General features: G+C 68.6%; 23 protein-coding genes. 12 read left to right on the top strand and 11 right to left on the bottom strand.

Annotated features, from left to right (window positions below; translation table 11 throughout):
- Window positions 1–89 precede the first annotated feature (89 nt).
- On the top strand, window positions 90–1,445 hold the full coding sequence (locus tag NL241_RS31065; protein WP_487693200.1) for a cytochrome P450: 1,356 nt from the start codon (window positions 90–92) through the stop codon (window positions 1,443–1,445).
- On the opposite strand, the gene NL241_RS31060 is transcribed toward NL241_RS31065, so the two are convergent.
- Window positions 1,414–2,598, bottom strand: a complete 1,185-nt coding sequence (locus NL241_RS31060) for an MFS transporter (RefSeq protein ID WP_494395978.1) — start codon at window positions 2,596–2,598, stop codon at window positions 1,414–1,416. The genes NL241_RS31065 and NL241_RS31060 overlap by 32 nt on opposite strands.
- A 69-nt stretch (window positions 2,599–2,667) precedes the next feature.
- Here NL241_RS31060 and NL241_RS31055 point away from each other — a divergent pair, with 69 nt between their 5' ends.
- Complete coding sequence (locus NL241_RS31055; protein WP_494395977.1) at window positions 2,668–3,858, top strand: ROK family transcriptional regulator; 1,191 nt, start codon at window positions 2,668–2,670, stop codon at window positions 3,856–3,858.
- Here NL241_RS31055 and msrA read toward each other — a convergent pair whose 3' ends face one another.
- Both msrA and msrB read right to left on the bottom strand, forming a co-directional pair.
- On the bottom strand, window positions 3,859–4,374 hold the full coding sequence (gene msrA / locus NL241_RS31050) for a peptide-methionine (S)-S-oxide reductase MsrA (protein WP_494395976.1): 516 nt from the start codon (window positions 4,372–4,374) through the stop codon (window positions 3,859–3,861).
- The gene (gene msrB / locus NL241_RS31045; protein ID WP_487693196.1) at window positions 4,371–4,826 is read right to left on the bottom strand and encodes a peptide-methionine (R)-S-oxide reductase MsrB; all 456 of its coding nucleotides are present in this window, start codon (window positions 4,824–4,826) and stop codon (window positions 4,371–4,373) included. Before msrB ends, msrA begins: the two co-directional genes overlap by 4 nt.
- A gap of 170 nt (window positions 4,827–4,996) precedes the next feature.
- Here msrB and NL241_RS31040 point away from each other — a divergent pair, with 170 nt between their 5' ends.
- The 6 genes from NL241_RS31040 to NL241_RS31015 all read left to right on the top strand — a co-directional run bounded on the left by NL241_RS31040 (window position 4,997) and on the right by NL241_RS31015 (window position 9,487).
- Window positions 4,997–5,506 (top strand): nuclear transport factor 2 family protein, encoded by a 510-nt coding sequence (locus NL241_RS31040; protein WP_494395975.1) that lies wholly within the window; start codon window positions 4,997–4,999, stop codon window positions 5,504–5,506.
- Entirely contained in the window at window positions 5,503–6,564 is a 1,062-nt protein-coding gene (locus NL241_RS31035; protein WP_494395974.1) for an NAD-dependent epimerase/dehydratase family protein, read from the top strand. The genes NL241_RS31040 and NL241_RS31035 overlap by 4 nt, the downstream gene beginning before the upstream one ends.
- 9 nt (window positions 6,565–6,573) lie before the next feature.
- Window positions 6,574–7,395 carry a class I SAM-dependent methyltransferase gene (locus tag NL241_RS31030; RefSeq protein WP_487693193.1) on the top strand — a complete coding sequence of 274 codons (822 nt, stop codon included), beginning with the start codon at window positions 6,574–6,576 and terminating at the stop codon, window positions 7,393–7,395.
- Window positions 7,396–7,571: 176 nt separating this feature from the next.
- Entirely contained in the window at window positions 7,572–7,949 is a 378-nt protein-coding gene (locus NL241_RS31025; protein WP_494395973.1) for a DUF427 domain-containing protein, read from the top strand.
- A complete protein-coding gene (locus tag NL241_RS31020; protein ID WP_494395972.1) occupies window positions 7,946–8,857 on the top strand; it encodes a DNA-3-methyladenine glycosylase family protein in 912 nt (303 codons plus the stop codon). Before NL241_RS31025 ends, NL241_RS31020 begins: the two co-directional genes overlap by 4 nt.
- A 75-nt stretch (window positions 8,858–8,932) precedes the next feature.
- Window positions 8,933–9,487, top strand: coding sequence for a Dps family protein (locus NL241_RS31015; RefSeq protein WP_487693190.1), 555 nt, complete (start codon window positions 8,933–8,935; stop codon window positions 9,485–9,487).
- Window positions 9,488–9,546: 59 nt separating this feature from the next.
- Here the strand turns inward: NL241_RS31015 and NL241_RS31010 are convergent, their stop codons facing one another.
- Both NL241_RS31010 and NL241_RS31005 read right to left on the bottom strand, forming a co-directional pair.
- Window positions 9,547–10,965 (bottom strand): chloride channel protein, encoded by a 1,419-nt coding sequence (locus NL241_RS31010; protein ID WP_494395971.1) that lies wholly within the window; start codon window positions 10,963–10,965, stop codon window positions 9,547–9,549.
- Window positions 10,962–11,867 carry a fumarylacetoacetate hydrolase family protein gene (locus NL241_RS31005; RefSeq protein ID WP_494395970.1) on the bottom strand — a complete coding sequence of 302 codons (906 nt, stop codon included), beginning with the start codon at window positions 11,865–11,867 and terminating at the stop codon, window positions 10,962–10,964. Before NL241_RS31005 ends, NL241_RS31010 begins: the two co-directional genes overlap by 4 nt.
- Before the next feature lie 213 nt (window positions 11,868–12,080).
- Here NL241_RS31005 and NL241_RS31000 point away from each other — a divergent pair, with 213 nt between their 5' ends.
- Window positions 12,081–13,442, top strand: a complete 1,362-nt coding sequence (locus NL241_RS31000; protein WP_494395969.1) for a hemolysin family protein — start codon at window positions 12,081–12,083, stop codon at window positions 13,440–13,442.
- Complete coding sequence (locus NL241_RS30995) at window positions 13,439–14,446, top strand: CNNM domain-containing protein (protein WP_494395968.1); 1,008 nt, start codon at window positions 13,439–13,441, stop codon at window positions 14,444–14,446. Before NL241_RS31000 ends, NL241_RS30995 begins: the two co-directional genes overlap by 4 nt.
- Window positions 14,447–14,448: 2 nt before the next feature.
- On the opposite strand, the gene NL241_RS30990 is transcribed toward NL241_RS30995, so the two are convergent.
- The 4 genes from NL241_RS30990 to NL241_RS30975 all read right to left on the bottom strand — a co-directional run bounded on the left by NL241_RS30990 (window position 14,449) and on the right by NL241_RS30975 (window position 18,592).
- Window positions 14,449–14,706 carry an HPr family phosphocarrier protein gene (locus tag NL241_RS30990; RefSeq protein ID WP_487693184.1) on the bottom strand — a complete coding sequence of 86 codons (258 nt, stop codon included), beginning with the start codon at window positions 14,704–14,706 and terminating at the stop codon, window positions 14,449–14,451.
- Window positions 14,707–14,790: 84 nt separating this feature from the next.
- Window positions 14,791–16,824, bottom strand: coding sequence for a PTS fructose transporter subunit IIABC (locus NL241_RS30985; RefSeq protein ID WP_494395967.1), 2,034 nt, complete (start codon window positions 16,822–16,824; stop codon window positions 14,791–14,793).
- Window positions 16,825–16,856: 32 nt separating this feature from the next.
- The gene (locus NL241_RS30980; RefSeq protein WP_487693182.1) at window positions 16,857–17,828 is read right to left on the bottom strand and encodes a 1-phosphofructokinase family hexose kinase; all 972 of its coding nucleotides are present in this window, start codon (window positions 17,826–17,828) and stop codon (window positions 16,857–16,859) included.
- Window positions 17,825–18,592 carry a DeoR/GlpR family DNA-binding transcription regulator gene (locus NL241_RS30975; RefSeq protein WP_487693181.1) on the bottom strand — a complete coding sequence of 256 codons (768 nt, stop codon included), beginning with the start codon at window positions 18,590–18,592 and terminating at the stop codon, window positions 17,825–17,827. The genes NL241_RS30980 and NL241_RS30975 overlap by 4 nt, the downstream gene beginning before the upstream one ends.
- A 118-nt stretch (window positions 18,593–18,710) precedes the next feature.
- Here NL241_RS30975 and ptsP point away from each other — a divergent pair, with 118 nt between their 5' ends.
- Together ptsP and NL241_RS30965 are read left to right on the top strand one after the other, a co-directional pair.
- Complete coding sequence (ptsP, locus tag NL241_RS30970) at window positions 18,711–20,420, top strand: phosphoenolpyruvate--protein phosphotransferase (protein ID WP_494395966.1); 1,710 nt, start codon at window positions 18,711–18,713, stop codon at window positions 20,418–20,420.
- Window positions 20,421–20,490: 70 nt separating this feature from the next.
- Complete coding sequence (locus tag NL241_RS30965) at window positions 20,491–21,480, top strand: pirin family protein (protein WP_487693179.1); 990 nt, start codon at window positions 20,491–20,493, stop codon at window positions 21,478–21,480.
- Here NL241_RS30965 and NL241_RS30960 read toward each other — a convergent pair.
- On the bottom strand, window positions 21,443–23,608 hold the full coding sequence (locus NL241_RS30960; RefSeq protein WP_487693178.1) for an FUSC family protein: 2,166 nt from the start codon (window positions 23,606–23,608) through the stop codon (window positions 21,443–21,445). The two genes, NL241_RS30965 and NL241_RS30960, sit on opposite strands and share 38 nt — an antisense overlap.
- Window positions 23,609–23,625: 17 nt before the next feature.
- On the bottom strand, window positions 23,626–24,207 hold the full coding sequence (locus NL241_RS30955) for a TetR/AcrR family transcriptional regulator (protein ID WP_487693177.1): 582 nt from the start codon (window positions 24,205–24,207) through the stop codon (window positions 23,626–23,628).
- Between the last annotated feature and the right edge of the window lie 41 nt (window positions 24,208–24,248).

The following is a 24,248-nucleotide window of genomic DNA, read 5'->3' as shown; positions in this document are numbered from 1 at the left end:
ATGCCTTGCCACCGTTGGTACCACCGGGTACCGTGGGGGGACACCACGCGGTACGGTGCGGTACCGCGGTAATGGAGGGGGCCGATCCCATGACCGTGCACGCCGAACCAGAACCGGACATCGCACTCCGGGTGCCACCGATGGCGCCGGTGCCCAAGGTGCTTCAGGGCCTCGGCTACGCGCTGTTCCGCAGGCAGACCATCAGCGTGTTGCGCGCCCGCTACGGCAGCGCCTTCACCATCCGCGTACCGGTGTTCGGCAACATGGTGGTGGTCACCGACCCGCTGCTGGCCAAGCAGGTCTTCACCGCCAGCACCGAGGACCTGGGCAACATCCAGCCCAACCTGAGCAGGATCTTCGGGCCCGGCTCGGTGTTCGCCCTCGAGGGCGCCGAACACCGCCGTCGGCGCAAGTTGCTGACCCCACCGTTTCACGGCAAGGCGATGAAGAACTACGAACGCATCGTCGAAGAGGAGACGGTGCGGGAGACGGCTTCCTGGCGTGACGGCGAGGAGCTCGAAACCCTCGAGCCGATGATGCGGATAACGCTGAACATCATCCTGCGCGCCATCTTCGGTGCCGACGGTGCGCGTCTGCAGACGCTGCAGCGCATCATCCCGCCGTGGGTGACGCTCGGCTCCAGGCTGGCGATCTTACCCACGCCGGCAAGGACTTTCGGTTCGTGGACCCCATGGGGCCGGCTGGAGTCCTACCGCCGCGAATACAACGCCGTGGTGGACCAGCTGATCGAACAGGCGCGCCGCGATCCGGCGCTGGAGCAGCGCACCGACATCCTGGCGCTGCTGTTGCGCAGCACCTACGAGGACGGCTCGCCCATGTCGCGCAGTGAGATCGGCGACGAGCTGCTGACGTTGCTGGCTGCCGGCCACGAGACCACCGCGTCGACGCTGGCATGGAGCTTCGAGCGGATCTCCCGGCATCCGGCCGTGCTGGCCCGGCTGGTCGAGGAAGCGAGCGGCGACGGCAACGAATACCGCCAGGCCGTCATCCTGGAAGTGCAGCGCAACCGCACCGTCATCGATTTCGCGGGCAGGCACGTCCTGGCGCAAGGGTTCGAACTCGGTGAATACCGGATACCGCAGGGTTATTCGGTGAGCGTCGCGATCGGCCAGGTGCACGGCAACTCGGACGAATTCCCCGACCCGGAGGTGTTCGACCCCGAACGCTTCCTCGGCAAGCGGCCGAACACCTTCGCCTGGGTGCCGTTCGGTGGCGGCACCCGGCGCTGTGTCGGCGCTGCGTTCGCCAACATGGAGATGGACGTGGTGCTGCGAACGGTGTTGCGCGACTTCAGAATAGACACCACCTCGCGCGCAGGTGAGAAGTGGCATTCCCGCGGAATCGCGTTCACACCCAAGAACGGCGGCCGGGTCACCGTGCACCGCCGCGCAGTCACGGGCGCGCCGGGAACGCCCGCGGCGTGAACAGACTCAGGGTGAGTGAGCCGGCGACCAGGGCGACCGCCACCCAGGGCAGCCAGGCCGGACCCAGGGTGGGCAACAGGGCAGCGCCCAGTGCCGCTCCGCCGGCGATACCGATGTTGGCGGTCGAATTCACCCAGGCGCCGGCCATTTCCGGCGACACTGCGTGGGTGCGCACCGAACAGGCCTGGTAGATCAGCGGCACCCCGCCGAAGGCCCCGTTCCAGACCGCGGCGGCCAGTACCAATGGAATCAGCGCCGGGAAGCCCGCGCCGAACGCGGTCACGGCGAGCACAACGGCGCCCAGCGACAGCCACGTCGTACGGCGGGGATTGCGATCCAGACCGCGGCCGGCCAGCCACAGCCCGAGCAGTCCACAAGCGCCGCACACCAACAGGATCGGACCGATGAACGCCGGTGCCGCCCCGGCGCCGAGCAGGAGAACGCTGATGAACGTGTACAGCGTGAACTGACCCAGGTAGGTCAGGGTGTTCCCGGCGGCGACCGCGGTCAGGTCGCGGCGGCGGCCGCTGCTCTCGGCCGGACGCTCCGGTGTGCCGGAGTCGACGGCGGGCAGCAGCCGGGTCACCAGCAGCAGCGTCACCACGGCCAGGGCGGCCAACAGCCCGAACGACAGCCGCCATCCGACGGCGTTGCCGAGCGATGTCGAAATCGGCACGCCCAGAACAAAACCCGCCGAGGCGCCGCCGGTGGCGATGGACAACGCCCGGCCGACGAGCGCACGGTCCACCAGGCGTGGCACGTAGCCGATACACAACGAGAAGAACAGTGCGTGGGTGATGCCGCCGATCACGCGTCCCGCGGCCAGCACCGCGAAGGCCGGCGCCAGGGCCACCACGGCGTTGCTCAGGGCGTAACACGCCAGCGTGGACAGCAGCAGCGGCTTGCGGGGCAGGCGAGCGGTGATCAGCGTCAGCGGTACCGCGAGGACCGCGACCATGGTTGCGTACAGGCTCACCAACAGGCCCGTGCTGGCGTCGGAGGCGCCGAAGGTCTGACCGATCGCGGGTAACAGACCGATGGGCAGCATCTCGGTGGTGACCGCCAGGCACGACGCCAGGGCAAGCGACAACAGGCCGGGCAGGCTCTGGCGCACGCTCGTCTGAACCGGGCGAGAAGGCTGAACTGCGGTCACTGCAATGAATATACTCAGCCGTCGAGTTTATTCAACCGGATAAGCCCGCTGGGTAAGGTGTTCGCCGATATGCCCCAGGAGCAGCGATCGGCCGACCAGTTGCGGTGGCTCAGCGCCGCGCAACTGCTGGCGTTGGTCCGCGCCGAACCCGGCATCACCCGGGCGGCCGCGGCTGCGCGGCTGGGCATCGGCAGCGGCAGTGCCACTGACGTGGTGGCGCGGTTACGGCGGGCATGGCTGCTCGACGAGCTACCCGCGCCGGCCCAGGGGCGGGGCAGGCCCACGAGCGTTCTGGTGCCGCACCCCGAAGGCCCGCTGGTGCTGGCCGCCGAGGTGCGGGCCGCAGACTGGCGGTTGGCCACCGCCGGGTTGGACGGCCGCTGGCAGGTGATCGATCGCGGCGAACATGCCGGCAAGCGGCTGCCGCGGTTGCTCACCGAACTGGGCTCGGCGCTGGCCGCGGCCCATGAGCGCGATCCCGACCGTATCGGCGCGGTCTCGGTGTCGGTGGCCGGCACGGTCAGCGGGTCGCGGCTGGTGCAGTTCACCACCAGGGGCTGGAAAGACGTCGAGTTGTCCGTACTGACCGAACGGCTACCTGCCGGGGTGCCGCTGTTGATCGGCAACGACGCCACCCTGGCCGGACTGGCCGAGGCGCGCACGGGTGCGGCCCGGTCGGCGGGCACCGCACTGCATCTCATCGTCGCGGTCGGCTTGGGCGGGACGTTGGTGGTCGACGGCGTTCCGCTGGCCGGAGCCCACGGCGCCGCCGGCGAGTACGGCCATGTGCCGTTCGGCGACCCGGATCTGGTGTGCCCGTGCGGGGCCCGGGCCTGCTGGGACCTGACCGTCGACGGGCGTGCGCTGGCGCGTCATCTCGGGGCGGCTCCGCCGGACGATCCGGTCGAGTACGCCCACAGCCTGCTGGAGGCTACGTCCACGACCCGCACCCGCGCAGCGTTCACCGAGGTGGCCACCGCCCTGGGGCGCGGGGTGGGGGGACTGGTGAATCTGCACGATCCCGACGTGGTGACACTCGGTGGGCTGGCCGTGGGCTTGCGCGGTGCTGCGCCCGCATCTTTTCAGCAGGCCTATCTGGACGGATTGATGGCGTTCCGCAAGGCCGCGGCCCCACCCGTGCTCGATGGACTGCACGGCGACGAAGCGCCGCTGCTGGGCGCCGTCCTACGCGGCCTGGACCACCTCACCACCGAGGCCGCGCTGGCGGAGTGGGCGCGCGCACACGCCCACTCCGGTTGATCAGGCGTTCTGGGTCGCCCGCTTGGGCAGCTTCCAGCCTGCGCGCGGGAAGTGGCAGGTGTAGCCATTCGGGTAGTGCACCAGGTAGTCCTGGTGCTCCGGCTCGGCTTCCCAGAAGTCGCTTGCGGGAGTCACCTCGGTGACCACCTTGCCGGGCCACAGACCGGAGGCGTCCACATCGGCGATGGTGTCCTCCGCGACGCGCTTCTGCTCGTCGTCGAGGTAGAAGATCGCCGACCGGTAGCTGGTGCCGACGTCGTTGCCCTGACGGTCCTTGGTGCTCGGATCGTGGATCTGGAAGAAGAACTCCAGCAGGGTGCGAAAGTCGGTCTGTGCCGGGTCGTACTCGATCTCGATGGCTTCGGCGTGCCCGGGATGATTCCGGTACGTCGGATGATCGTTGGTGCCGCCGGTGTAGCCGACGCGGGTCGAGACGACGCCGGGCTGCTTGCGGATCAGATCCTGCATGCCCCAGAAGCAGCCGCCCGCCAGGATCGCGGTCTTGGTAGCGCTCACGCCTGTGCCTCCTTGAAGAGCTTGGTGTACTGGCCGTACCCCTCCGACTCGAGGTCGTCGAGGTGGATGAATCTCAGCGAAGCCGAGTTGATGCAGTAGCGCAACCCACCCTGATCGCGGGGACCGTCGTCGAACAGGTGTCCCAGATGGCTGTCACCGTGTGCGGAGCGCACCTCGGTGCGGATCATGAAATGGCTCAGATCGCGCTTCTCCAGCACGTTCTCCGCTTCGATGGGCTTGGTGAAACTCGGCCACCCGCTGCCGCTCTCGAATTTGTCCACCGAGGCGAACAGCGGCTCGCCGGACACCACGTCGACGTAGATACCGGGCTCGTGGTTGTCCCAGTACTCGCCGGTGAACGGGCGTTCGGTGCCGTTCTTCTGCGTCACCTGGTACTGCTCGGGTGACAAAGCGTTGATCGCGTCCGGATTCTTGTTATAGGCCCTGGTCATGTGTCCTTCCTTGTCAGACTGTCTGTATAACCTCAAGTCACGTTCAGATAGTCCTGCAACCGTCCTGTTTACCGGCGTACCCAGCCGTCCGGGGTTGCACGCCACCGACCCGCTTCACCAGGGTGGACCACTCTCGACAAACGCGGCTAGAACGTGTTCTAGTTCTGATTGTGACGGCTGCAAGCACTTTCACCCGCGACGAGCTGACCGCCGCGTTCGCCACGTTCGAGCAGACGGTGGACCGCGCGGCGCGCACCCAGGACTGGGACGCCTGGGTGGAGCACTACACCGACGACGTGACCTATGTCGAGCACGCGGCGGGCACCATGCACGGCCGTGACGAGGTCCGCTCCTGGATCTGGAAAACCATGACGGTGTTTCCCGGCAGCTACATGACGTCGTTCCCGTCGCTGTGGAGTGTCATCGACGAGCCGACCGGTCGCGTGATCTGCGAACTCGACAACCCGATGCGCGATCCCGGCGACGGCACCGTCATCAGTGCCACCAACATCTCCATCGTCACCTACGCCGGCGACGGCAAATGGCGGCGTCAGGAGGACATCTACAACCCGCTGCGGTTCGTGGCGGCCAGCGTCAAGTGGTGCCGCAAAGCGGAGGCACTCGGCACTCTCAACGACGAGGCGGCGGCGTGGTTCGCCAAGTACGGGAAACGCTCATGAGCCCGGTCGACGAGCCCGAGGGACGAGGGGGAGAGAGGACCGGGCGCGGGACGACGGCTCTGGTGATCGGCGCCAACGGATTCCTCGGCTCGCACGTCACGCGCCGGCTCGTCGCTGCCGGCGAGGACGTCCGCGTCATGGTGCGGCCGAGCGCCAACACCGTCAGCATCGACGACCTGGACGTCACCCGGTTCGTCGGCGACATCTTCGACCTCGACACCGTGCGCGCGGCGATGGCCGGCTGCGACGTCGTGTACTACTGCGTGGTCGACACCCGCGCGTGGTTGCGAGATCCTGCGCCGCTGTTCCGCACCAACGTCGAAGGGTTGCGCGGGGTGCTCGACGTGGCCGTCTCGAGCGGCCTGCGGAAGTTCGTGTTCACCAGCAGCTACTCGACAGTGGGGCGCAAGCACGGGCGCGTCGCCACCGAGAGCGACGAGATCGACCGGCGCGGACTGACGGCCTACGTCCGCTCGCGGGTGCAGGCCGAGGACCTGGTGTTGGAGTACGCCAGGACCAAAGGTCTGCCGGCGGTGGCGATGTGCGTGGCCAGCACCTACGGCCGCGGCGATTACGGCATGACACCGCACGGCGCGCTGATCGCCGGGACGGTGTTCGGGAAGATGCCGTTTGTACTCGACCGGATCTCACTCGAGGCGGTGGGCGTCGAAGACGCGGCAGACGCACTGATCAAGGCCGCCGAACACGGTCGCCCGGGTGAACGCTACCTGGTCTCCGAGCGGATGATCAGCAACGCCGAGGTGGTCCGGATAGCCGCCGACGAGGCCGGCGTGGACCCACCCACACGGACCATTCCGCTGCCCGCGCTGTGGGCCATGGCGGCCGTCGGCACACTCAAGGCGCGACTGCGCGGCACCGACGAGCGGCTGACGCTGGAATCGGTGCGGCTGATGCGGGCCGAAGCGCGCGTGGACTGCGCGAAGGCACGTCGCGAACTGCAGTGGGAGCCCCGGCCGGTGCAGGAGTCGGTGCGCGAAGCCGCGCGGTTCTGGGCGGATATGCGCGCGGAGCGCAAGAAGGCCCGCGCGTCGGATTAGCGTGGACTCATGGGTGTTCCCGTGAATCTGAACGGCCCGCCCCAGACCATGTTGGCGACGCTGTATGCCAAAGCGCTCGACGCCGACGCGCCCCGGCCGATCCTGGGCGATCGGTTCGCCAAGGCGGCCGTCGAGAAGATCGACTACGACTGGGCCCGCACCACGATCGACGCCCGCCGCGCCCCGGCGGTGACCACCCGAAGCGCACACTTCGACCACTGGGCGGCGCAGTTCCTGGCCGCTCATCCGAAAGCAGCGGTGCTGCACCTGGGCTGCGGCCTGGACGCGCGGGTGTTCCGCCTGGACCCCGGACCGGGCGTCGAGTGGTTCGATGTCGACCACCCCGAGGTGATCGGCCTGCGTACACAGGTCTATCCGCAGCGTGACCACACGCACGTCGTCGCCGCCTCGGTCACCGATCCGGGCTGGCTGACCGGTATCGCCGCAGACCGCCCCGCCCTGCTGATCGGCGAGGGCCTGACCATGTACCTCACGCGTGAGGACGGGGTGGCCATGCTGCGTCGGGTGGTCGAGCACTTTGGGTCCGGTGAGCTGCAGTTCGACGCGTTCAACCGCCTCGGCATTCGTGCGCAATTCACCAATTCCGTGGTCCGGCGGTCCGGCTCGACGCTGTCGTGGGGCATCGATTCTCCCGATGACATCACCGGCGCCGTTCCGGGAACGCGGCTGCTGGCCTGGGTCTCGGCCTTCCAGGCCGACAGCTTCCGTGCGGTGCCGCGGGCCTACCGAATCCTCGGCGCGGCGATGAGTTCGGTACCCGCCCTGCGGAACATGGCGACCTACCATCGCTACGCATTCGGTGGCCGTTGACAGGACGTGCGGTGGCCCCGGCGTTCCAGGGAGCTCAGGGCATACACCTGCTCAGGGTCGGCGTTGATCTCCACAGTGGCCGTCACGGTGGGTGAGCCCGGCGCAGTCAAGCCGGAAGCGCAGCCGCCGCGGCGCCGCCGAACAGCTACTCTGGAGCATCGCCAGGAGGTATCAGAATGGGTCAGCGCAAGGTCCTGCAGCCCGGTCCCGACCATCCCATCACCATCGAGCCCACCGCGGGCCGCGTCGTGGTCCGGGTCAACGGCGACGTGGTCGCCGACACCCGTTCCGCCCTGACCCTGCAGGAATCCACTTACCCTGCGGTGCAATACATTCCCTTCACCGACGTGGCGCAGCACGGGCTGACGTGCACCACGACCACCACGTACTGCCCCTACAAGGGTGCCGCCAGCTACTACAGCGTCACCGCTGGGGGCACCACCGTCGACGACGCGATCTGGGCCTACGAGCATTCCTACCCCGCGGTGGCGGCGATCGCCGGGCATGTCGCGTTCTACCCGGACAAAGCCGAGATCAGCGTCACCGACGATTGACCGCCCTCGAACGCACCGTCATCTTCGACGGCCCGGCCAGCCCAGGGGCCACACTGTCCCCGCTGCGGCGCGGCTCGGGTGACCCGACGTTCCAGATTGCCGACGGCGCGATCTGGCGTACCAGCCTGCTGACTTCCGGGCCGGTGACGGCGCGGATCGTCCGCACCGCGCCGAATGCCGTGCGTGCGCAGATGTGGGGTCCGGGCGCAGCGGAATTCGCCGACGGCCTCCCGGCGTACCTGGGCGCCGACGACGACGCCGGCGACTTCGTGCCGACGCACCCGCTGGTGGCCGACGCGTTGCGCAAGGCGCCGCACCTGCGGCTCGGACGAACATCGCAGGTGCTCGAGGCGCTGATCCCGGCGGTGATCGAGCAGCGGGTGCCCGGCGCCGACGCGTTCCGCGCCTGGCGGTTGCTGGTGACCAAGTACGGCACACCGGCTCCGGGGCCGGCGCCGGAGCGGATGCGGGTGTTTCCCGCGGCCGAGGTGTGGCGGCGTATTCCGTCATGGGAGTTCCACCGCGCCAACATCGACCCCGGACGTGCGCGGACCGTCGTGGGGTGCGCGCAGCGGGCCGACTCCTTGGAGCGTCTGGTGCACCGTGCCCCTGAGGAGGCGCGCACGGCGATGATGTCGCTGCCCGGCGTCGGCGTCTGGACCGCCGCCGAAACCGCGCAGCGTGCCTTCGGCGACGCCGACGCGCTCTCGGTGGGCGACTATCACGTCTGCAAGATGATCGGCTGGACATTGCTCGGTTACCCGGTGGACGACGACGAGATGGTCGAGTTGCTCGAGCCCATGCGGCCGCACCGGCACCGCGTGGTGCGGCTGTTGTACGTCAGCGGGTATGCGCATGAGCCGCGGCGGGGACCACGGCTGCCGGTGCAGAACATTTCTGCGCTCTGACCTGAGCCTGTTACGGGAGCGGCAGTCCGGGTACACCACACCCGATCGGCAAATACTTCAGGCAAAGGAGCAACTATGCCTAGCTTCACTGTTCCCGGGATGTCGCAGGACACGGCCCGCAAGGTGACCGACCTGCTGCAGAAGCAGCTCAGCACGTACAACGACCTGCACCTCACCCTCAAGCACGTGCACTGGAACGTGGTGGGACCCAACTTCATCGGCGTGCACGAGATGATCGACCCTCAGGTCGAACTGGTTCGCGGGTACGCCGACGAAACCGCCGAGCGCATCGCCGCACTGGGTGCGTCACCGCAGGGCACCCCCGGCGCCATCCTCAAGGACCGCACCTGGGATGACTACTCCGTGGGTCGCGACAACGTGCTCGCCCATCTGGCCGCGGTGAACCTGGTGTACGACGGGGTGATCGAAGACACCCGCAAATACATCGAAACCCTCGGCGACCTGGATCCGGTGTCGGAGGACATGTTGATCGGGCACTCCGCCGAGCTGGAGAAGTTCCAGTGGTTCGTGCGTGCACACCTGGAGAACTCCGGCGGTGAGATCGTCAGCTCGGGCGAGAGCACCGAAAAGGGAGCCGCCCGCAAGGCCAAGCAGAAGGCCAAGAAGTAGCCAACACTCGATTCAGGCCCGCGCCGCTGTGGTGCGGGCCTGAATCATGTTGGGCGGGATCAGTACTCGGAATCCGTGGCCTTGCGGGCCGGTAGGACACCGCGTTCGGCTGCGGCGGTGTCCCGGTCGAGTCGCTGCGCCCGGTACATCGACACCGTGGTGCGGGTGATCAGCAGGTAGGCGATGCCCACTCCCACCATCGCGCCGGGAATCACGGAGAATGACCCCGTCATCTCCGCAACCATGATCATCACCGCCAGCGGCGCATGGGCGACGCTGCCGAAACACGCCATCATCGCGATGATCATGAACACCGCCGGCCCGTCGGGAAGCGCTGGGGCACCGGCCAACTCGGCCAGCCGCCAGATCGCGGCCCCGACGAACCCGCCGATGACGATGCCGGGCCCGAAGATGCCGCCGGAGCCACCCGTCCCGATGGACAGCGAGGTCGCCACGATCTTGGCGATCGGGAGAACGATGACGATCCACAGCGGTATCGCCATCAGAGTGTCCCGGTCAGCCGCAAGCTGCACCCACCCGTAACCGCTGGACAGGATCTGGGGAATCATCAACGCCAGCAGGCCCACCAACAGACCGCCGACGGCCGGTTTCACAACGGACCCACCCGGAATGGCGAGGCGATCCGCGAACGCCACCGTGCCGTAGAAGATCTTGGCGTACAGGTAACCGACTGCGGCGGAGACGATTCCGATCAGCAGGAACCAGGGTAGTTGCGCCGGGTCGAAGCGATAGTCGGTGGCGAGGTAACCGAACAACGGGTCGAAACCCACGATGGACCCGAACACCGCATACGCGGTACCGGAGGTGATGAAGCCGGGTATCACGGCCCGGTAATCGAAATCCTCGCGGTAGACGATCGAGGCCGCGAGGACCGCGCCGCCCAGGGGCGCACCGAAGATCGAGCCGATACCGCTGCCGATTCCCAGTGATACCGCCACCCGCCCGTCTGCGTCGGACAGATCCAGCCACCTGGTCAGCAGCGACCCGAACCCCGCAGAGATCTGCGCCGTCGGGCCCTCACGTCCGGCGGAACCGCCGGACCCGATGGTGAGCGCGCTGGAGACCATCTTGACCAGGACCGCCCGGGCGCGGATGGCGCGTGGATCAGTGTGCACCGCTTCGATGGCGTTGTCGGTGCCGTGCCCTCTGGCCTCCGGGGCGAGTGCGGCGACGATGAGCGCCGAGACCAGCGCGCCGGCGGTGGTGATCAACGGGATCGCCCAGGGGCGGTCGAAGCCCTCGGACCCGCGGTCATTGCCGTCGGCGAACGCCGTCGGGACGTCATAACCGCCCAGATAGCCGAGAAGGAACTCGGTGGAGTACTTCAGCGCCAGGTAGAACACCACCGCCCCGAGGCCGGCGATGACGCCGATGGACACCCCCAGGATCAGCCACTTGCGGAGGTAACCCGACTCCCGGACGAAGGCGCCCAACCGTCCGCCGGACGTGCCCGTCACGGCAGGATCTCGTGTTCGACGGTTCCGATCCCGTCGAGTTCCAGACGGAGGGTGTCGCCCGGACGCAGCCAGTTCCCGGTCTCCATGCCGGACCCGCCGGCCAGGGTGCCCAGGCCGATCAGCTCGCCCGGCAACAACTGCTCATCGCGCGAGGCGTGGGCCAGCACGTCACCGATGGTCCACTGCAGTCCGGAGGTGCCGACGGTGCTCACCACCCCGCCGTTGATCGCCACCGAGCCGGTGAGCGTGTCGAAACGCGGCAGCACCTCGTCGGCGGTGACCGCGATCTCCGACATGGAGCTGAGGAAGTGTTTGGACTTCTGTGGGCCGAGGCCGCTGTTCATCTCGTTGCGCTGCACGTCGCGTGCGCTGAAATCGTTGAGCAGGACGAATGCGCCGATGGCGTCGGTGGCCTCGGCCGGACCGGCGTTGTGCAGGGGTTCGGCCAACACGAAACCGAGTTCGAGCTCGAAATCCAGCCCGTGGGAGTACCCGGGGAAGGCCACCGGGGTGCCCGTCGGCACGATCGTCATGGCGTTCGACATGTAGTAGATCGGTTGTTGATAGAAGAGTTTCTTCGGCCGGAACAGGGGAAACGTTCGGCGCGTGAGCCTTTCGGCCACCGAGGTGATACGCGCCTGCTTTGGGTAGAACCGGGCCAGCATGCCGCGAGCGGCGTTGACGTTGTGTGTTTCGCTGAGCAGGAAGTCGCGGAACGACAGCGGGGTGAACGGCAGCAGTGCATTCGAGTGCTGCAGGTGACGGTTCGCAGTGGCGAGTTCCCACTCCGGTGTGAACGGGGACGGCCCCAGCGGCGACGCGCCCGGGAGTTCCTGCCAGGTTCCGTTGTGGAGCCGCTGGGTGTGCAGAACATTGTCGGTCAGGACTCTGCGCAGCTTCATGGTTGTCCACTGTGCCATTGCGGCGCCCGGATTTCGGCTTCCGAGGCTGCGACCTGAGCGCTGACCTGCGTTGATGTGGGATTCCGTTATGCTCGGGATCCTCTATCCGAAATCGACCGCAGAGGGAGTGATGAGGCGCTTGCCCGCCGAACCCCGAAGACCCGTCCCACCCCGGACTGATGCCGCGACGAGTTGCAGGCCGGAGGTGGGGAGATGGTGACAGCGGTTGCCGGTATCGCGCTCGGCGTCGTCGTGGTGCTCTTCATCACCGCGCTGACCGGATACTTCGTTGCTCAAGAATTCGCCTATATGGCCGTCGACCGGTCGCGCCTGAAAGCGCGCGCCGAATCCGGTGACGGCGCGTCACAACGCGCGCTGGCCGTGACCCGACGGACGTCGTTCATGCTCTCGGGCGCCCAGCTGGGCATCACGGTCACCGGCCTGCTGGTCGGGTACGTCGCCGAACCCTTGATCGGCGAGAGCATCGGAGTGCTGCTCGGTGGCGCTCACGTGCCCACCGGGGTGGGCATCGCCATCGGTGCGGTGGCCGCAATCGTGTTCTCGACGCTGGTGCAGATGCTCTTCGGCGAGCTGTTTCCCAAGAACCTCGCCATCGCCCGGCCGGAGCCGGTGGCCCGCGCGCTGGCGTTGTCGACCACCTGGTATCTGCGGTTGTTCGGCTGGCTGATCTGGCTGTTCGACCAGAGCTCGAACCTGCTGCTGCGGGCGCTGCGTATCGAGCCGGTGCACGATGTCGAACACTCGGCAACGCCAAGGGATCTCGAGCACATCGTGGCCGCTTCCCGCGATGCGGGGGAGCTGCCGCGCGATCTGTCCGCGCTGCTGGACCGGACGCTGGACTTCCCGACCCGGACCGCCGAGCACGCCATGATCCCGCGGTCGCGCGTGGATGTGGTGCACGCCGACGAACCCGCTGACGCCGTGCTGGCGCTGATGGCCCGTGGGCACACCCGGTACCCGGTCGTCGGGGAGGACGTCGATGATCTGCGCGGTGTGGTGCGCATGCTGGATCTACTGGATCCCGAGGTGTCCGGCGGAACCGCTGGAACACGTTGTCGCCCAACGGTGATCGTGCCGACAGCGATGCCGCTGCCGTCGGTGTTGGGGGCGCTGCGCGCCGCTGACGAGGAGATGGCGCTGGTGATCGACGAATACGGTGGATTCGCCGGTGTGGTCACCATCGAGGACATGGCCGAGGAATTGGTCGGGGAGATCGACGACGAGCACGATGCAGACTCCGACGACGACGCCGTGGCCGAAGGTGACGGCTGGGTGATGCCCGGCGACACCCCGCTCGACGAGGTGCACCGGCTGTTCGATCGCCTTCTGCCCGAGGGCGATTACGAGACCATCGCCGGTCTGGCCATCGCCGAATCCGGCGGGCTGCCCGCTGTCGGCGACACGGTGGCGGTGGCGCTGGAGCCCGAAGCCGCCGATCTGGTGGCCGACGAACCGCAGCCGCAGGATCTGCTGACCATCAAGATCCGGGCCGTCGACAAGCACGTGCCCTCGTCGGTGTTCGTCGCCGTCCGCGCCGAGGAGGCCCAGCGATGAACAGCCCGTTGGTCATCGGTCTCATCACCGTCGCGCTGATCGCGGCGAGTGCGTTCTTCGTGGCCGTGGAGTTCGCGTTGATCGCGGCGCGCAGGCACCGTATCGAGGACGCTGCGTCGAGCAGTCGCTCCGCCCGCGCCGCGCTGCGCAGCTCGAGCGAGCTGTCGGTGTTGTTGGCCGGATCGCAGCTCGGCATCACCGCGTGCACCCTGGCGCTTGGTGCCATCACCAAACCCGCTGTGCACCACTGGCTCACGCCGGTGTTCAGCTCCTGGGGAGCGCCCGGCTGGGCGGCTGACGTCGCCGGTTTCATACTGGCGCTGGTGATCGTCACCTTCCTGCACCTGGTGGTGGGCGAGATGGCGCCGAAGTCGTGGGCGATCGCGCACCCGGAGCGTTCGGCAATCATGCTGGCGCTGCCCATGCGGGCGTTCATGGCGGTGTTCCGGCCGCTGCTGATCGCACTGAACCACGCCGCGAACTGGATGCTGCGCAAGGTCGGTGTCACCCCGGTCGACGAGGTGGCCTCCGGACAGGACCCGGACACCCTGCGGCATCTGGTGGAACACTCGGCGACGGTCGGCACACTCGATGAGCGTTACAGCGCCAATCTGATGAGCGCGCTGGAGTTGCAGGCGTTGACGGTCGGGGAGCTGGTCTCCGGTGAGGTGCCCAGCGCCGTGACCGCAGACGCGGATCCCGCTGCGGTGCAGAGGGTCTCGCGTGCCACCGGGCATCTGCGGCTGCTGGTGCTCGGTGACGGCGTGGAGGGTGTGGTGCATGTCCGCGACAGCCTGTCGGCGCGGCCGGGCGCCACGGCGGCTGATCTGATGCGGCCGGCGCTGGTACTGCGCGGTGCTACACCGGTGTATGAGGCGCTGCGCACCATGCGCGAAACGCGTGGGCATCTGGCCGTGGTGACCGACGGTGACGCGCCGGTGGGGTTGATCACCCTCACCGACGTGCTGGACCGGTTGATGCCGACCGGCGAGACCGCCGCTTAGCCTCAGGCGTCGAGGTCCTGCTGCACCAGTTTGGCGATCTCGTCGACCGTCGCCTCGTTCTCCGAGGCGACGGTCACCTGGGCGCCGTTGCCCGCGCCGAGGGTCATGATCATCAGGGCCGAGCCGGCGTCCACCGGTTCGCCGCCGTCCACCGAAAGGGTGACGGGGACACCGGCTTTGACGACGGCTTCGGAGATGATGGCGGCGGGGCGGGCGTGCAGGCCGATGGCGGAGCCGACGATGACGGTTTTGGTGTGCATTGTTGTTCTCTCCTGTGTCGAGATCGACGTAATGGTGGGTTCTACTCGTACTTTTGGGCCCATGTGTCGGTTTGGGCGCAGGTTTCAGGCCGCGGCGAGTTCGGTCGTGGCCGGGGCGGTTTCCCTGGGCTTGGCGCCGAGGAACTGCTTGGCCGCGATCACGGCCGCCGCGGCGACGACGGTCCCGGCGACCAGCGAGATGAGGAAGCCGAGCTTGTTGTCGATGGCGAAGAGGACGAAGATGCCGCCGTGCGGGGCGCGGCACTGGACGTCCAGGGCCATGCTCAGCGCACCGGTGACGGCGCCACCGGCCATCATCGACGGGATCACCCGCAAGGGGTCTGCAGCAGCGAACGGGATGGCGCCCTCGGAGATGAACGAGGCACCCAGAAGCCAAGCTGCGCGGCCGTTTTCGCGTTCCGGCTCGGTGAACAGCCCGGGCCGCACCGTCGAGGCCAGTGCCATGGCCAGCGGCGGGACCATACCCGCGGCCATCACGGCGGCCATGATGGTGAAGCTCGCGGTGGTGGCCGCGGCCAGGCCGGCGGTGGCGAACGCGTAGGCCGCCTTGTTGACCGGACCGCCCAGGTCGAAGCACATCATCAGGCCCAGGATCACGCCCAGCACCACAGCCGAGGTGCCGGACATGCTCGACAGCCACTCGGTCAGGCTGGTGTTCACCCACGCCAGCGGACGGCCGACCAGGAAGAACATCAGCAGGCCCATGATCAGCGACGCGAACAGCGGGATGATGACCACCGGCATGAGACCGCGGAACCACTTGGGCACGTTGATCCGGCTGATCCACAACGCCGCGAAGCCCGCCATCACACCGGCCACGATGCCGCCGATGAAGCCGCCACCCACGAACACCGCCACCGCACCTGCGGTGAAACCCGGTGCGATACCGGGCCGGTCAGCGATTGCGAAGGCGATGTAACCGGCCAGCGCAGGCACCAGGAAGCCGAAGGCCAACCCGCCCAGGGTGAACAGCACGGCACCGATGTACTGGGTGAGACCGCCCGGGGGCAGGTTGGTCAACGAGTTCTCGAGGGCGTACATGTTGCCGAACGACAGTGAGCCGCCCTCGGGGGTGTTGGCGATCTCGTAGCCGGCGAACAGGAAGCCCAGCGCGATCAGCAGACCACCCGCGGCGACGAACGGGATCATGTAGCTGACACCGGTGAGCAGGATCTGCCGGGTTCTGGTACCCCAGCCCACGCCGGCGGATCCCGACGGAGCGGACGACGTGGTAGCCGCAGAACCTTCCACCCGCGCGGCGTTCGGGTTGTCGGCGGCGGCCAGGGCATCGGTGATCATCTGGTCGGGTTCGTTGATCGCGCGCTTGACCCCGGAGGCGATCACCGGTTTCCCGGCGAACCGCTGGCGGTCCTTGACGCCGACGTCGGTGGCGAAGATGACGGCGTCGGCAGCGGCGATGGTGGCTGCGGACATCGGGGTGCTGCCCGAGGAGCCCTGTGTCTCCACGGTGAAGTCGACGCCGGCCCGCTTGGCCGCGGCTGCCAGCGAATCGGCGGCCATGTAGGTGTGGGCGATGCCGGTGGGGCACGCGGTGATGGCCACGATCGACTTCTGGTTGGCCACAGCGGGTTCCGCGGCCGGCGCCGGGGCGGCCACCGGCGCCGGCGCGGGGGCGGGATTGACCACGTCCTCGACGAGGCCCACCACCTCCTCGGCCGACGAGGCGTCCCGCAGTGACGCGACGAAATCGGGTCGTACCAGGGCACGGGCCAGGCTGGAGAGCAGCTTCATGTGCTCAGCGCCGCCGGAATCGGGGGCCGCGATGAGGAACACCAGATCGGCGGGGCCGTCGGGGGCACCGAAATCCACCTTCGGGGACAGCCGGGCGAATCCTATGGTCGCCGAGTCCACGTACGGCGAGCGGCAGTGCGGGATGGCGATACCACCGGGCAGGCCGGTCGCCGACTGCGCTTCCCGGGCCATGGCTGCACCCCGCAGACCGTCGGGGTCGGTGGAGCGGCCGACGGCGGCGACTTGCTCGGCCAGTCGGCCGATCACCGCCTCTTTGTCTGGGCCACCGTCGACGTCGAGCAGCACCAGACCCGTCTCGGTGATCGGTTGGCGTGGATTGGTCATGTCAGACACCTCGGGTTTCGGCGGTTCGTGGTTCACAGGAGATGGGGCGAGATCGACACGACGCGGACTCCGTCGAGGTCGATGTCGGCCGGTGCGGGCAGTGCCGAGCCGGGCAGCGCGGCGGCGGCGCTACCGTAGGCAACCGCCATCTGCAGGCGTCGTGGCGCTTCCGCCCCGGCGACGTCGGCGCGTACGTAACCGGCGAGTGAGGAGTCACCGGCGCCGACGGTGCTCCTCGGAATGATCGGTGGTGGGGTGGCCAGCCAGGCGCCGGTGTTGTTGACCAGCACCGCTCCGGAAGCGCCCAGGGTGGCCAGGACATTGCCGACGCCGCGGCCCAGCAGGGTCAGTGCGGCTGACACCACGGGTTCCGGATTACCCTGTGCGACGGCTGCTTCCAGCTCAGCGGGTGAGTGCCCGGAAAGGCTGGCCAGCTCGTCGCTGTTCGGTTTGAGCAGGTCGGGGGCCGCGTCGTCGAAGCGGGCGGCCAACGCCAGCAGGGGCCCCTCGGAGGTGTCGACGGCCACACGGCAGGGCAGTCCCCGCAGGGCTGCCACCACATCGGCGTACCAGCTCTGCGGCGCGCCGGGAGGAAGCGAGCCGGAGAGCACCACCCAGTCGGCGGCCGCGGCGCGCTTGACCACCGCATCGGTCAGGGCAGCCAGCGACGCCTGATCCAGCGCGGCGCCCCGCTCGTTGAGTTTGGTTGTGGTGCCGTCATTCTCGGTGATCGCCAGGTTGGTGCGCACCGCATCCCCGATCGGCACCGTCGCATAGGGCACGCCGGTCCCGGCCAGGGCGGAGATGAACGGGTCGCCGTGTGCGGCGGGCAGTACGGCCACCGCGTCGACGCCGGCCAGGGTCAGCGCCCGGGCCACGTTGACGCCTTTGCCGCCGGGTTCGGTGGACACGGTGGCGATGCGGTGCACCGCACCCCGGGTCAGTGGAGTCGGCAGTGTGACGGTGCGATCGACACTGGGATTCGGTGTGACGGTGACGATCACGCGATCACCACTTCGAGACCGTGTTCGGTCAGTGCCGCTCGTGCATCGTCGGCGATCTCGTTGTCGGTGATCAGCGCGTCCACCTCACTGAGGGCGGCGAAGCTGACGAATTCCTCGCGACCGATCTTCGATGAATCCGAGACGACCACAACGTAATTGGCGCATCGCACCATGGCCCGCTTCACGGCGGCCTCCTCGGTGTCGGGAGTGGACAGGCCGTGCGAAGTGGTGATGCCGTTGGTTCCGATGAACGCGATGTCGACGCGCAGGGTGTCGAGCACCCGCAGCACCTGCTCGCCCACGGCGGCCTGGGTGAGGCCGCGGACCCGGCCTCCGAGCAGTTGTAGTGACACCGATGGTGACGTCGCCACCCGCGCCGCGATGGGCACCGAGTTGGTGACGACGGTGAGCTCGTGCTCCTGGGTCAGCATCGCGGCCACCCGCGCGGTGGTGGTGCCGGCGTCGAACAGCACGCTGGCGCCGCTGATGGGGAAGAACTCCATGGCGGCGCGCGCAATCGCATCCTTGTGGTCGGCCCGGGTGCTGTCGCGCTCGGCGACTCCGGATTCGACGACGTGCAGAGCGCGAGCAGGCACCGCGCCGCCGTGGACACGGCGCACGACACCGGCCCGGTCCAGCACGGCGAGGTCGCGTCGCACGGTTTCGGTGGTGACCTCGTAGGCCTCGGCCAGTTCGGTCACCGAGGCGCGGCCACGCGACATCACCAGTGCGGCGATGGCCTGTTGACGCTCTTCGGGGTACACGGCGCTCCAGATCAGTGGAATCCCGTTTGTGTGGGATTCAAGCCGGTTAAATGTTGATATGTGTTGTTTTACGCTTGAACGTGTTGACTTGTCAAGGGAAAGTTGTAATCTGCTTCACATGAGCCGTTCATCTGCACCTGTGTCACCTGCTGCCGGTGAGGTCGCCGGGAGCGTCCTGCGGGGCGTGCCGGTGGTCCCCGGCGTCCAGTACGCGCCTGTCATCCGTCCCGGCCACGCGGTGCCGGTGGAACGGCTGGCCGCGCAGCCCGAGATCGAGGAAGCGGCCCGTCCCGCGGAGGTCAGCCGTTTCGTCGCCGCGGCGAACGCAGTGGCGCAACGCCTGCGGGACCGGGCGGCGCACGCCACCGGCGCGGCGTCCGAAGTGCTGGCCGCCACGGCCATGCTGGCGCAGGACCGCGCGTGGCTGGGGGCCGCCGAGAAGCGGATCGGTCAGGGCAGCCCGGCGGTGCGTGCCACCGTCGACGCCGTCGCACAGTTCACCGATCTGTTCACCCAGATGGGCGGTCTGATGGCCGAGCGGGTCACCGACCTGCGTGACATCCGCGATCGGGTGGTGGCCGAACTCAGCGGCCTGGCCGAACCCGGTGTCCCGGTGCCCGACGTGCCGTCCATCCTGTGTGCCGAGGATCTGGCTCCGGCGGACACCGCGGGACTGGACCCCGCCCTGGTCGTCGGGTTGGCCACCACATTCGGCGGGCCCACCAGCCACACCGCCATCATCGCCCGCCAGCTCGGCATCCCGTGTGTCGTCGCGGTCGGGGGCCTCGATGACGTGCAGGCCGGAACACGGGTCCTGCTCGACGGCACCCGTGGGATCATCGCCGTCGACCCGGAGCCTGCCGAGGCGCGGGCCGAGGTCGAGCGGGCGGGTGTCATCGCCGCGGCGACGGCCGGCTGGGCGGGTCCGGGCGCCACCGCAGACGGGCATCCGGTGGCCGTCCTGGCCAACGTCCAGGACGGAGCCGCCGCCCGGGCCGCCCTGGAGGTGCCCGCCGAGGGCATCGGCCTGTTCCGCACCGAGCTGTGCTTTCTCAACCGCGACTCCGAACCGTCGGTGGACGAACAGGCGGAGATCTACGGCGAGGTGCTCGAGGCGTTCTCCGGTCACAAGGTGGTGATCCGCACCCTCGACGCCGGATCGGACAAACCGCTGAAGTTCGCGGGTCATCCCGACGAGGCCAACCCGGCGCTGGGTGTGCGCGGCATCCGCATCGCGGCGGGCAATCCCGAGTTGCTGGAGCGTCAGCTCGAGGCCATCGCGGCGGCGGCGCAGCGCACCGGGACCTCGCCGTGGGTGATGGCGCCCATGATCGCCACGGCCGAGGAAGCCCGAAACTTCGCCGAGCGCGTGCGTGCCCACGGGCTGACGCCGGGGGTGATGATCGAGGTCCCCGCCGCAGCGTTGCTGGCCGACCGCATCCTGGCCCACGTCGACTTCCTGTCGATCGGCACCAACGATCTGGCGCAGTACACCATGGCGGCCGACCGGATGTCTGCCGAGCTGGCCACGCTCACCGACCCCTGGCAACCCGCGGTGGTGGCTTTGGTGGCGCTGGCCGCCAAGGCCGGGGTCGAGGCCGACAAGCCGGTGGGTGTGTGTGGTGAGGCGGCGGCGGACCCGCTGCTGGCGTGTGTGCTGGCCGGGCTCGGTGTCAGCTCGTTGTCGGCGGCCGCGGCCGCCGTGCGCGCGGTGGGCGCCAAGCTGTCGACGGTCACGCTGCAGCAGTGCCGGGACGCCGCGGAGGCTGTCCTGCGCACGTCCAGCGCCGCTGAAGCGCGCGCCGCCGCGGCACGCGTGCTGGGCTGACCGGGGAATAATCGGACCCCAGTCCGGTTATAGTGGGCATCGCTGTCAACCCCAAGTGAGGTGCTTGAATATGCCCGCCATCACCGTAGATACGCCCACCATGTTGGCCTTGCCGCGCGTGTCCGCGCCGTCGCCGGAGGAGACCGAACGCCCTGTGCGGTCGGTCACCACTGGCCCCCGCGGCTACGAAGGGGAGGGCTTCCCCGTCGTCCGCGCGTTCGCCGGTGTGCGCGCCGCCGATCTCGATCCGTTCGTCCACATGGATCAGATGGGCGAGATCGAATACCAGCCCGGTGAGCCCCGCGGCACCGACTGGCACCCGCACCGCGGGTTCGAGACCGTCACCTACATGATCGACGGGCGCTTCGCCCACCAGGATTCCCACGGCGGCGGCGGGCTGATCGCCGATGGCGCCACGCAGTGGATGACCGCAGGCTCGGGGATCCTGCACATCGAGACCCCGCCCGCCGAGCTGGTCGAGAGCGGCGGCGTCTTCCACGGTATCCAGCTGTGGGTGAACCTGCCCAAGAAGGACAAGTTCGCCGCGCCGAGGTATCAGTCCATCGAGGGGCAGCAGGCGGCCCTACTGTCCTCGGCTGACGGCGGAGCGCTGGTGCGCATCATCGCCGGCGACATCAGGACCGAAGACGGGGTGGAGCACGGTCCTGGTGCGACCCACACCCCGATCACGTTGGCGCACGCGACAATCGAGCCGGGCGCCGAGCTGAACCTGCCGTGGAACCGCGAGTTCAACGCGTTGGTCTACGTGCTGAGCGGACGAGGCACGGTGGGGCCGGTGAAGAACCCGATCCAGCAGGGCCAGTTGGCCGTTCTCGGGCCCGGTGACCGGATCTCGGTGAGCGCCGATGCCGGGCAGGACTCCAACCGGCCCGCACTCGAGGTGCTGCTGCTCGGTGGTAAACCCATCCGCGAACCCGTCTTCCAGTACGGGCCCTTCGTGATGAACTCCAAGTCCGAACTCATCCAGGCGGTGGAGGACTTCAACGCCGGACGCTTCGGCGTCATACCGCCGAATGCGTTGATGCCGCATCGGGTTTGACCGGATACAGCAGTTCCAGCTCACCGAGGTTGGCGGCCACCGTCACCAGGGGAAGCGCGTTGGCGATGGGGTGGTCCTCCGCGGGGGCCTCGGTGCGCAACGCCAGGACGAAATCCGCGGTGAGGGGCTCGTCGCCGATCGGCTTGTCGGTACGGCCCGACATCCGGTCGCACACCAGGGCCGTGTGCCGGTCGAGCACCGCCCGGGCGCGTGGATACGCGCCCGGGTCCGGGACCGTGGCGATATCGGCGATCAGGTCTGCCGCGATGCGCAGCCGGATCGCGCGATTCGCGCGGCGCACCACCGGCCCACGGGTGTCGGTGGGGCCGCCACTCTCGGAAAGATATTGGCGCACACCGTCATCGACGGTGCGTGACGCCGTGAGCGCCTGGTAGCTCAGCTCCGTCACCCGGTCTCGGTCGGCGGGCCGACCGCCGCCCTGGGTGATGCGCGAGACCGCGGCCTGCAGATACCGGGTGCCGACCGCGAACGCCGCGGTGGTCGCGTTGGTGACGGCGGTTCCGGAACCGCGGGGCCACAACAGGATCGACACCACGAACCCCACCACGCCGCCCACCACGATGTCCTCGATCCGGACCAGGCCCACCGCCCAGCCGCTGGGTGCGATCAGGTTGAACACGATCAGCACCAGCATGGTGAACGCTGCCTGCCCGGCGGCGAAGGAGGCGACTTCCGGAACGTAGGCGGCGACGAAGGCGACGACGGGCAGCACCGGCCACAGGACGGCGGGCTCGACACCGATCAGCTCGATGAGCACGGCGCCGATGACGAACCCGAGCACCGTCCCCATCACGGCGCGGAACACCCGGGTGCCGGTGGTCAGTGCGCTGCTGCGCAGCACCGACATCGCGGCCAGCACCACCCAGAAGCCGTGCTCCACGGGAAACACATGCGTGGTGGCGACGGCCAGGGCCAGACCCAGACCCGTGCGCAGGCTGTTACGGACGACGACGGCGCGGGTGGCGAGGTAGCCGGAGGGGATGTTGGCGACGGCTTCGGCCTCCGAGAGCACACGTACCGAGGCGCCCATCTCGGGCAGCCGGCGGCCCAGCACCCGCATCAGGACCGGGCGCGCATCGGCGGCCGCCGCGGTGGCGATCACCCGGCCGGTGGCGCCCACCGTCGCCCCGAAGGTCCGGCGGGTGAGCAGGCGCCGGCCGATCTCGACGGCTTCGGAGTCGCTGCCGCCGTCCAGCATCTCGGCGATGTCCTCGCGGTAGCGGCCCTGGGCCACCTCGCGCAGGTCGGCCAGCGCGTCGTCGAGTTCGGCCCGCGCCGGCGCCCGGTCGGCCACCCGCGCGATCCGCAGCAGCCGTGCCGAAGCGCGCAGTACCCGCACCGCGGGCTCGGTCATCACACCGAGGTTGTCGGCCGTCTCCTCCTGAACCCGGTCGCAGAGCCATTCCAGGTCGTCGATCACCCGGACCAGGGCCCTGCTGCCGGCGGTCAGGCCGACCGGCCGGAAATCGCTGCCGACGTAGTTGGCCCACAACGCGTTCATCGCCCGGTTCACGGCCCTGCGGTCGTCGTGGCCTTCGAGGTGGTGTGCCAGCGCCCCGCACACCCGGGCGGCGTGGCGGCGCAGGTCGTCGTGATGGCGGGGCGGCAGCAGGAACAGGGCGGCCGGGACACACACCGCCAGCGCGATCAGCCAGCCGAGCAGCCGCTCCCCGACGGGACCGGCGGGAGTGCAGGCGGGCAGCACGAACGTCAGCAGGGTTGCGCGCTGACCCGCGGCGATCGACGTGCTGAGCACGCCGGCGAAGGTGACCGCCACACCGAGGATGAACATCGCCGCCACCGCCAGCCAGGGATGCGGGGCCACCAGAGTGCCCAGCGTGATCAGGACCCCGCCGATGCCCGCCAGTCCGGCGTAGGAGACCGCCCGTCCCGCCCGGTTCCCGGGGAAGTCGACCACGATGAGCAGTGCGATTGATCCGAAGATCGCGAACAGCGGTGTCTGGCCGTTGCCGACCGCGAAGCCGATACCGGCCGAGATCGGGATGACCATCGCCGCGCGCGCCGCACGCCGGAAAGCGTCCAGCTCGGGATCGCGGTTCTCGACCCGGTCCAGCGCCCGGCGCAGCAGCATGCCGGGGGTCTTCATGGGTTCAACCGTAGAGGCTAGGTCCGGTCGGGCCGTGGGGCCGGCACGGACCCCAGGGTGCCGTTGTCCAGAGCGCTGCGGAACTGCTGTTTGGCGACCCAGGTGAACGCGTCCAGATCGCGGGGCAGGGCGCACTGTTCGTAGCCGACCAGGAGATAGATCGCCCATTTGGCGAACACATCAGCCTGGCGTTCGTCGCCCAGGATCTCGACCGCCGACGAGTGCACCATGTCGTAGCGGATCTGATCGAGTGTGGTGATGACCGCGCGGACGCGCGGATCCACCGAACTCCAGGCGCGAACCGCGGCGTACGCATCGAAGGGCAGTCCGAGGCCCATCTCGATCATCAGGTCGAGGCGCCGGTGCGGGTCGGTTTCGGCGGTCAATGCGGTGACCCGCTCGCGGGTGAAGCTGGTCAGCCAGTGCTCCACCAACTCATGGGTGTACTCGGCCCAGTTGTTGAAGTAGTGATAGAACGAGCCCGTCGTGACTCCGAGCCGATTACACACCTCGGCGAGTTTGAGCCCCCCATAACCCAGGTCTGCCAGCACTCCAATACCCGTCTTGAAGTAGGCCTCTCTGGTCACAACCGTCGCCATAATCCCCACCCTAAAACAGGGTGCCGGGCTGTTTTATACCC

Source organism: Mycolicibacterium sp. SMGY-1XX (assembly GCF_059132455.1).
Note: the sequence above shows the minus strand (reverse complement) of the source record. Positions and strands in the feature narration are given on the sequence as shown.

What these genes read in the sequence shown, in the direction of transcription:
- NL241_RS31065 (WP_487693200.1), top strand. Translation starts at nt 90, where the DNA reads ATGACCGTGCACGCCGAACCAGAACCGGACATCGCACTCCGGGTGCCA.
- NL241_RS30995 (WP_494395968.1), top strand. Translation starts at nt 13,439, where the DNA reads ATGAACAGCCCGTTGGTCATCGGTCTCATCACCGTCGCGCTGATCGCG.
- NL241_RS31055 (WP_494395977.1), top strand. Translation starts at nt 2,668, where the DNA reads ATGCCCCAGGAGCAGCGATCGGCCGACCAGTTGCGGTGGCTCAGCGCC.
- NL241_RS31025 (WP_494395973.1), top strand. Translation starts at nt 7,572, where the DNA reads ATGGGTCAGCGCAAGGTCCTGCAGCCCGGTCCCGACCATCCCATCACC.
- NL241_RS31030 (WP_487693193.1), top strand. Translation starts at nt 6,574, where the DNA reads ATGGGTGTTCCCGTGAATCTGAACGGCCCGCCCCAGACCATGTTGGCG.
- NL241_RS30960 (WP_487693178.1), bottom strand. Translation starts at nt 23,608, where the DNA reads ATGAAGACCCCCGGCATGCTGCTGCGCCGGGCGCTGGACCGGGTCGAG.
- NL241_RS30990 (WP_487693184.1), bottom strand. Translation starts at nt 14,706, where the DNA reads ATGCACACCAAAACCGTCATCGTCGGCTCCGCCATCGGCCTGCACGCC.
- NL241_RS31035 (WP_494395974.1), top strand. Translation starts at nt 5,503, where the DNA reads ATGAGCCCGGTCGACGAGCCCGAGGGACGAGGGGGAGAGAGGACCGGG.
- NL241_RS30985 (WP_494395967.1), bottom strand. Translation starts at nt 16,824, where the DNA reads ATGACCAATCCACGCCAACCGATCACCGAGACGGGTCTGGTGCTGCTC.
- NL241_RS31005 (WP_494395970.1), bottom strand. Translation starts at nt 11,867, where the DNA reads ATGAAGCTGCGCAGAGTCCTGACCGACAATGTTCTGCACACCCAGCGG.
- ptsP (WP_494395966.1), top strand. Translation starts at nt 18,711, where the DNA reads ATGAGCCGTTCATCTGCACCTGTGTCACCTGCTGCCGGTGAGGTCGCC.
- NL241_RS31000 (WP_494395969.1), top strand. Translation starts at nt 12,081, where the DNA reads ATGGTGACAGCGGTTGCCGGTATCGCGCTCGGCGTCGTCGTGGTGCTC.
- msrB (WP_487693196.1), bottom strand. Translation starts at nt 4,826, where the DNA reads ATGACCAGGGCCTATAACAAGAATCCGGACGCGATCAACGCTTTGTCA.
- NL241_RS30965 (WP_487693179.1), top strand. Translation starts at nt 20,491, where the DNA reads ATGCCCGCCATCACCGTAGATACGCCCACCATGTTGGCCTTGCCGCGC.
- NL241_RS31015 (WP_487693190.1), top strand. Translation starts at nt 8,933, where the DNA reads ATGCCTAGCTTCACTGTTCCCGGGATGTCGCAGGACACGGCCCGCAAG.
- NL241_RS30955 (WP_487693177.1), bottom strand. Translation starts at nt 24,207, where the DNA reads ATGGCGACGGTTGTGACCAGAGAGGCCTACTTCAAGACGGGTATTGGA.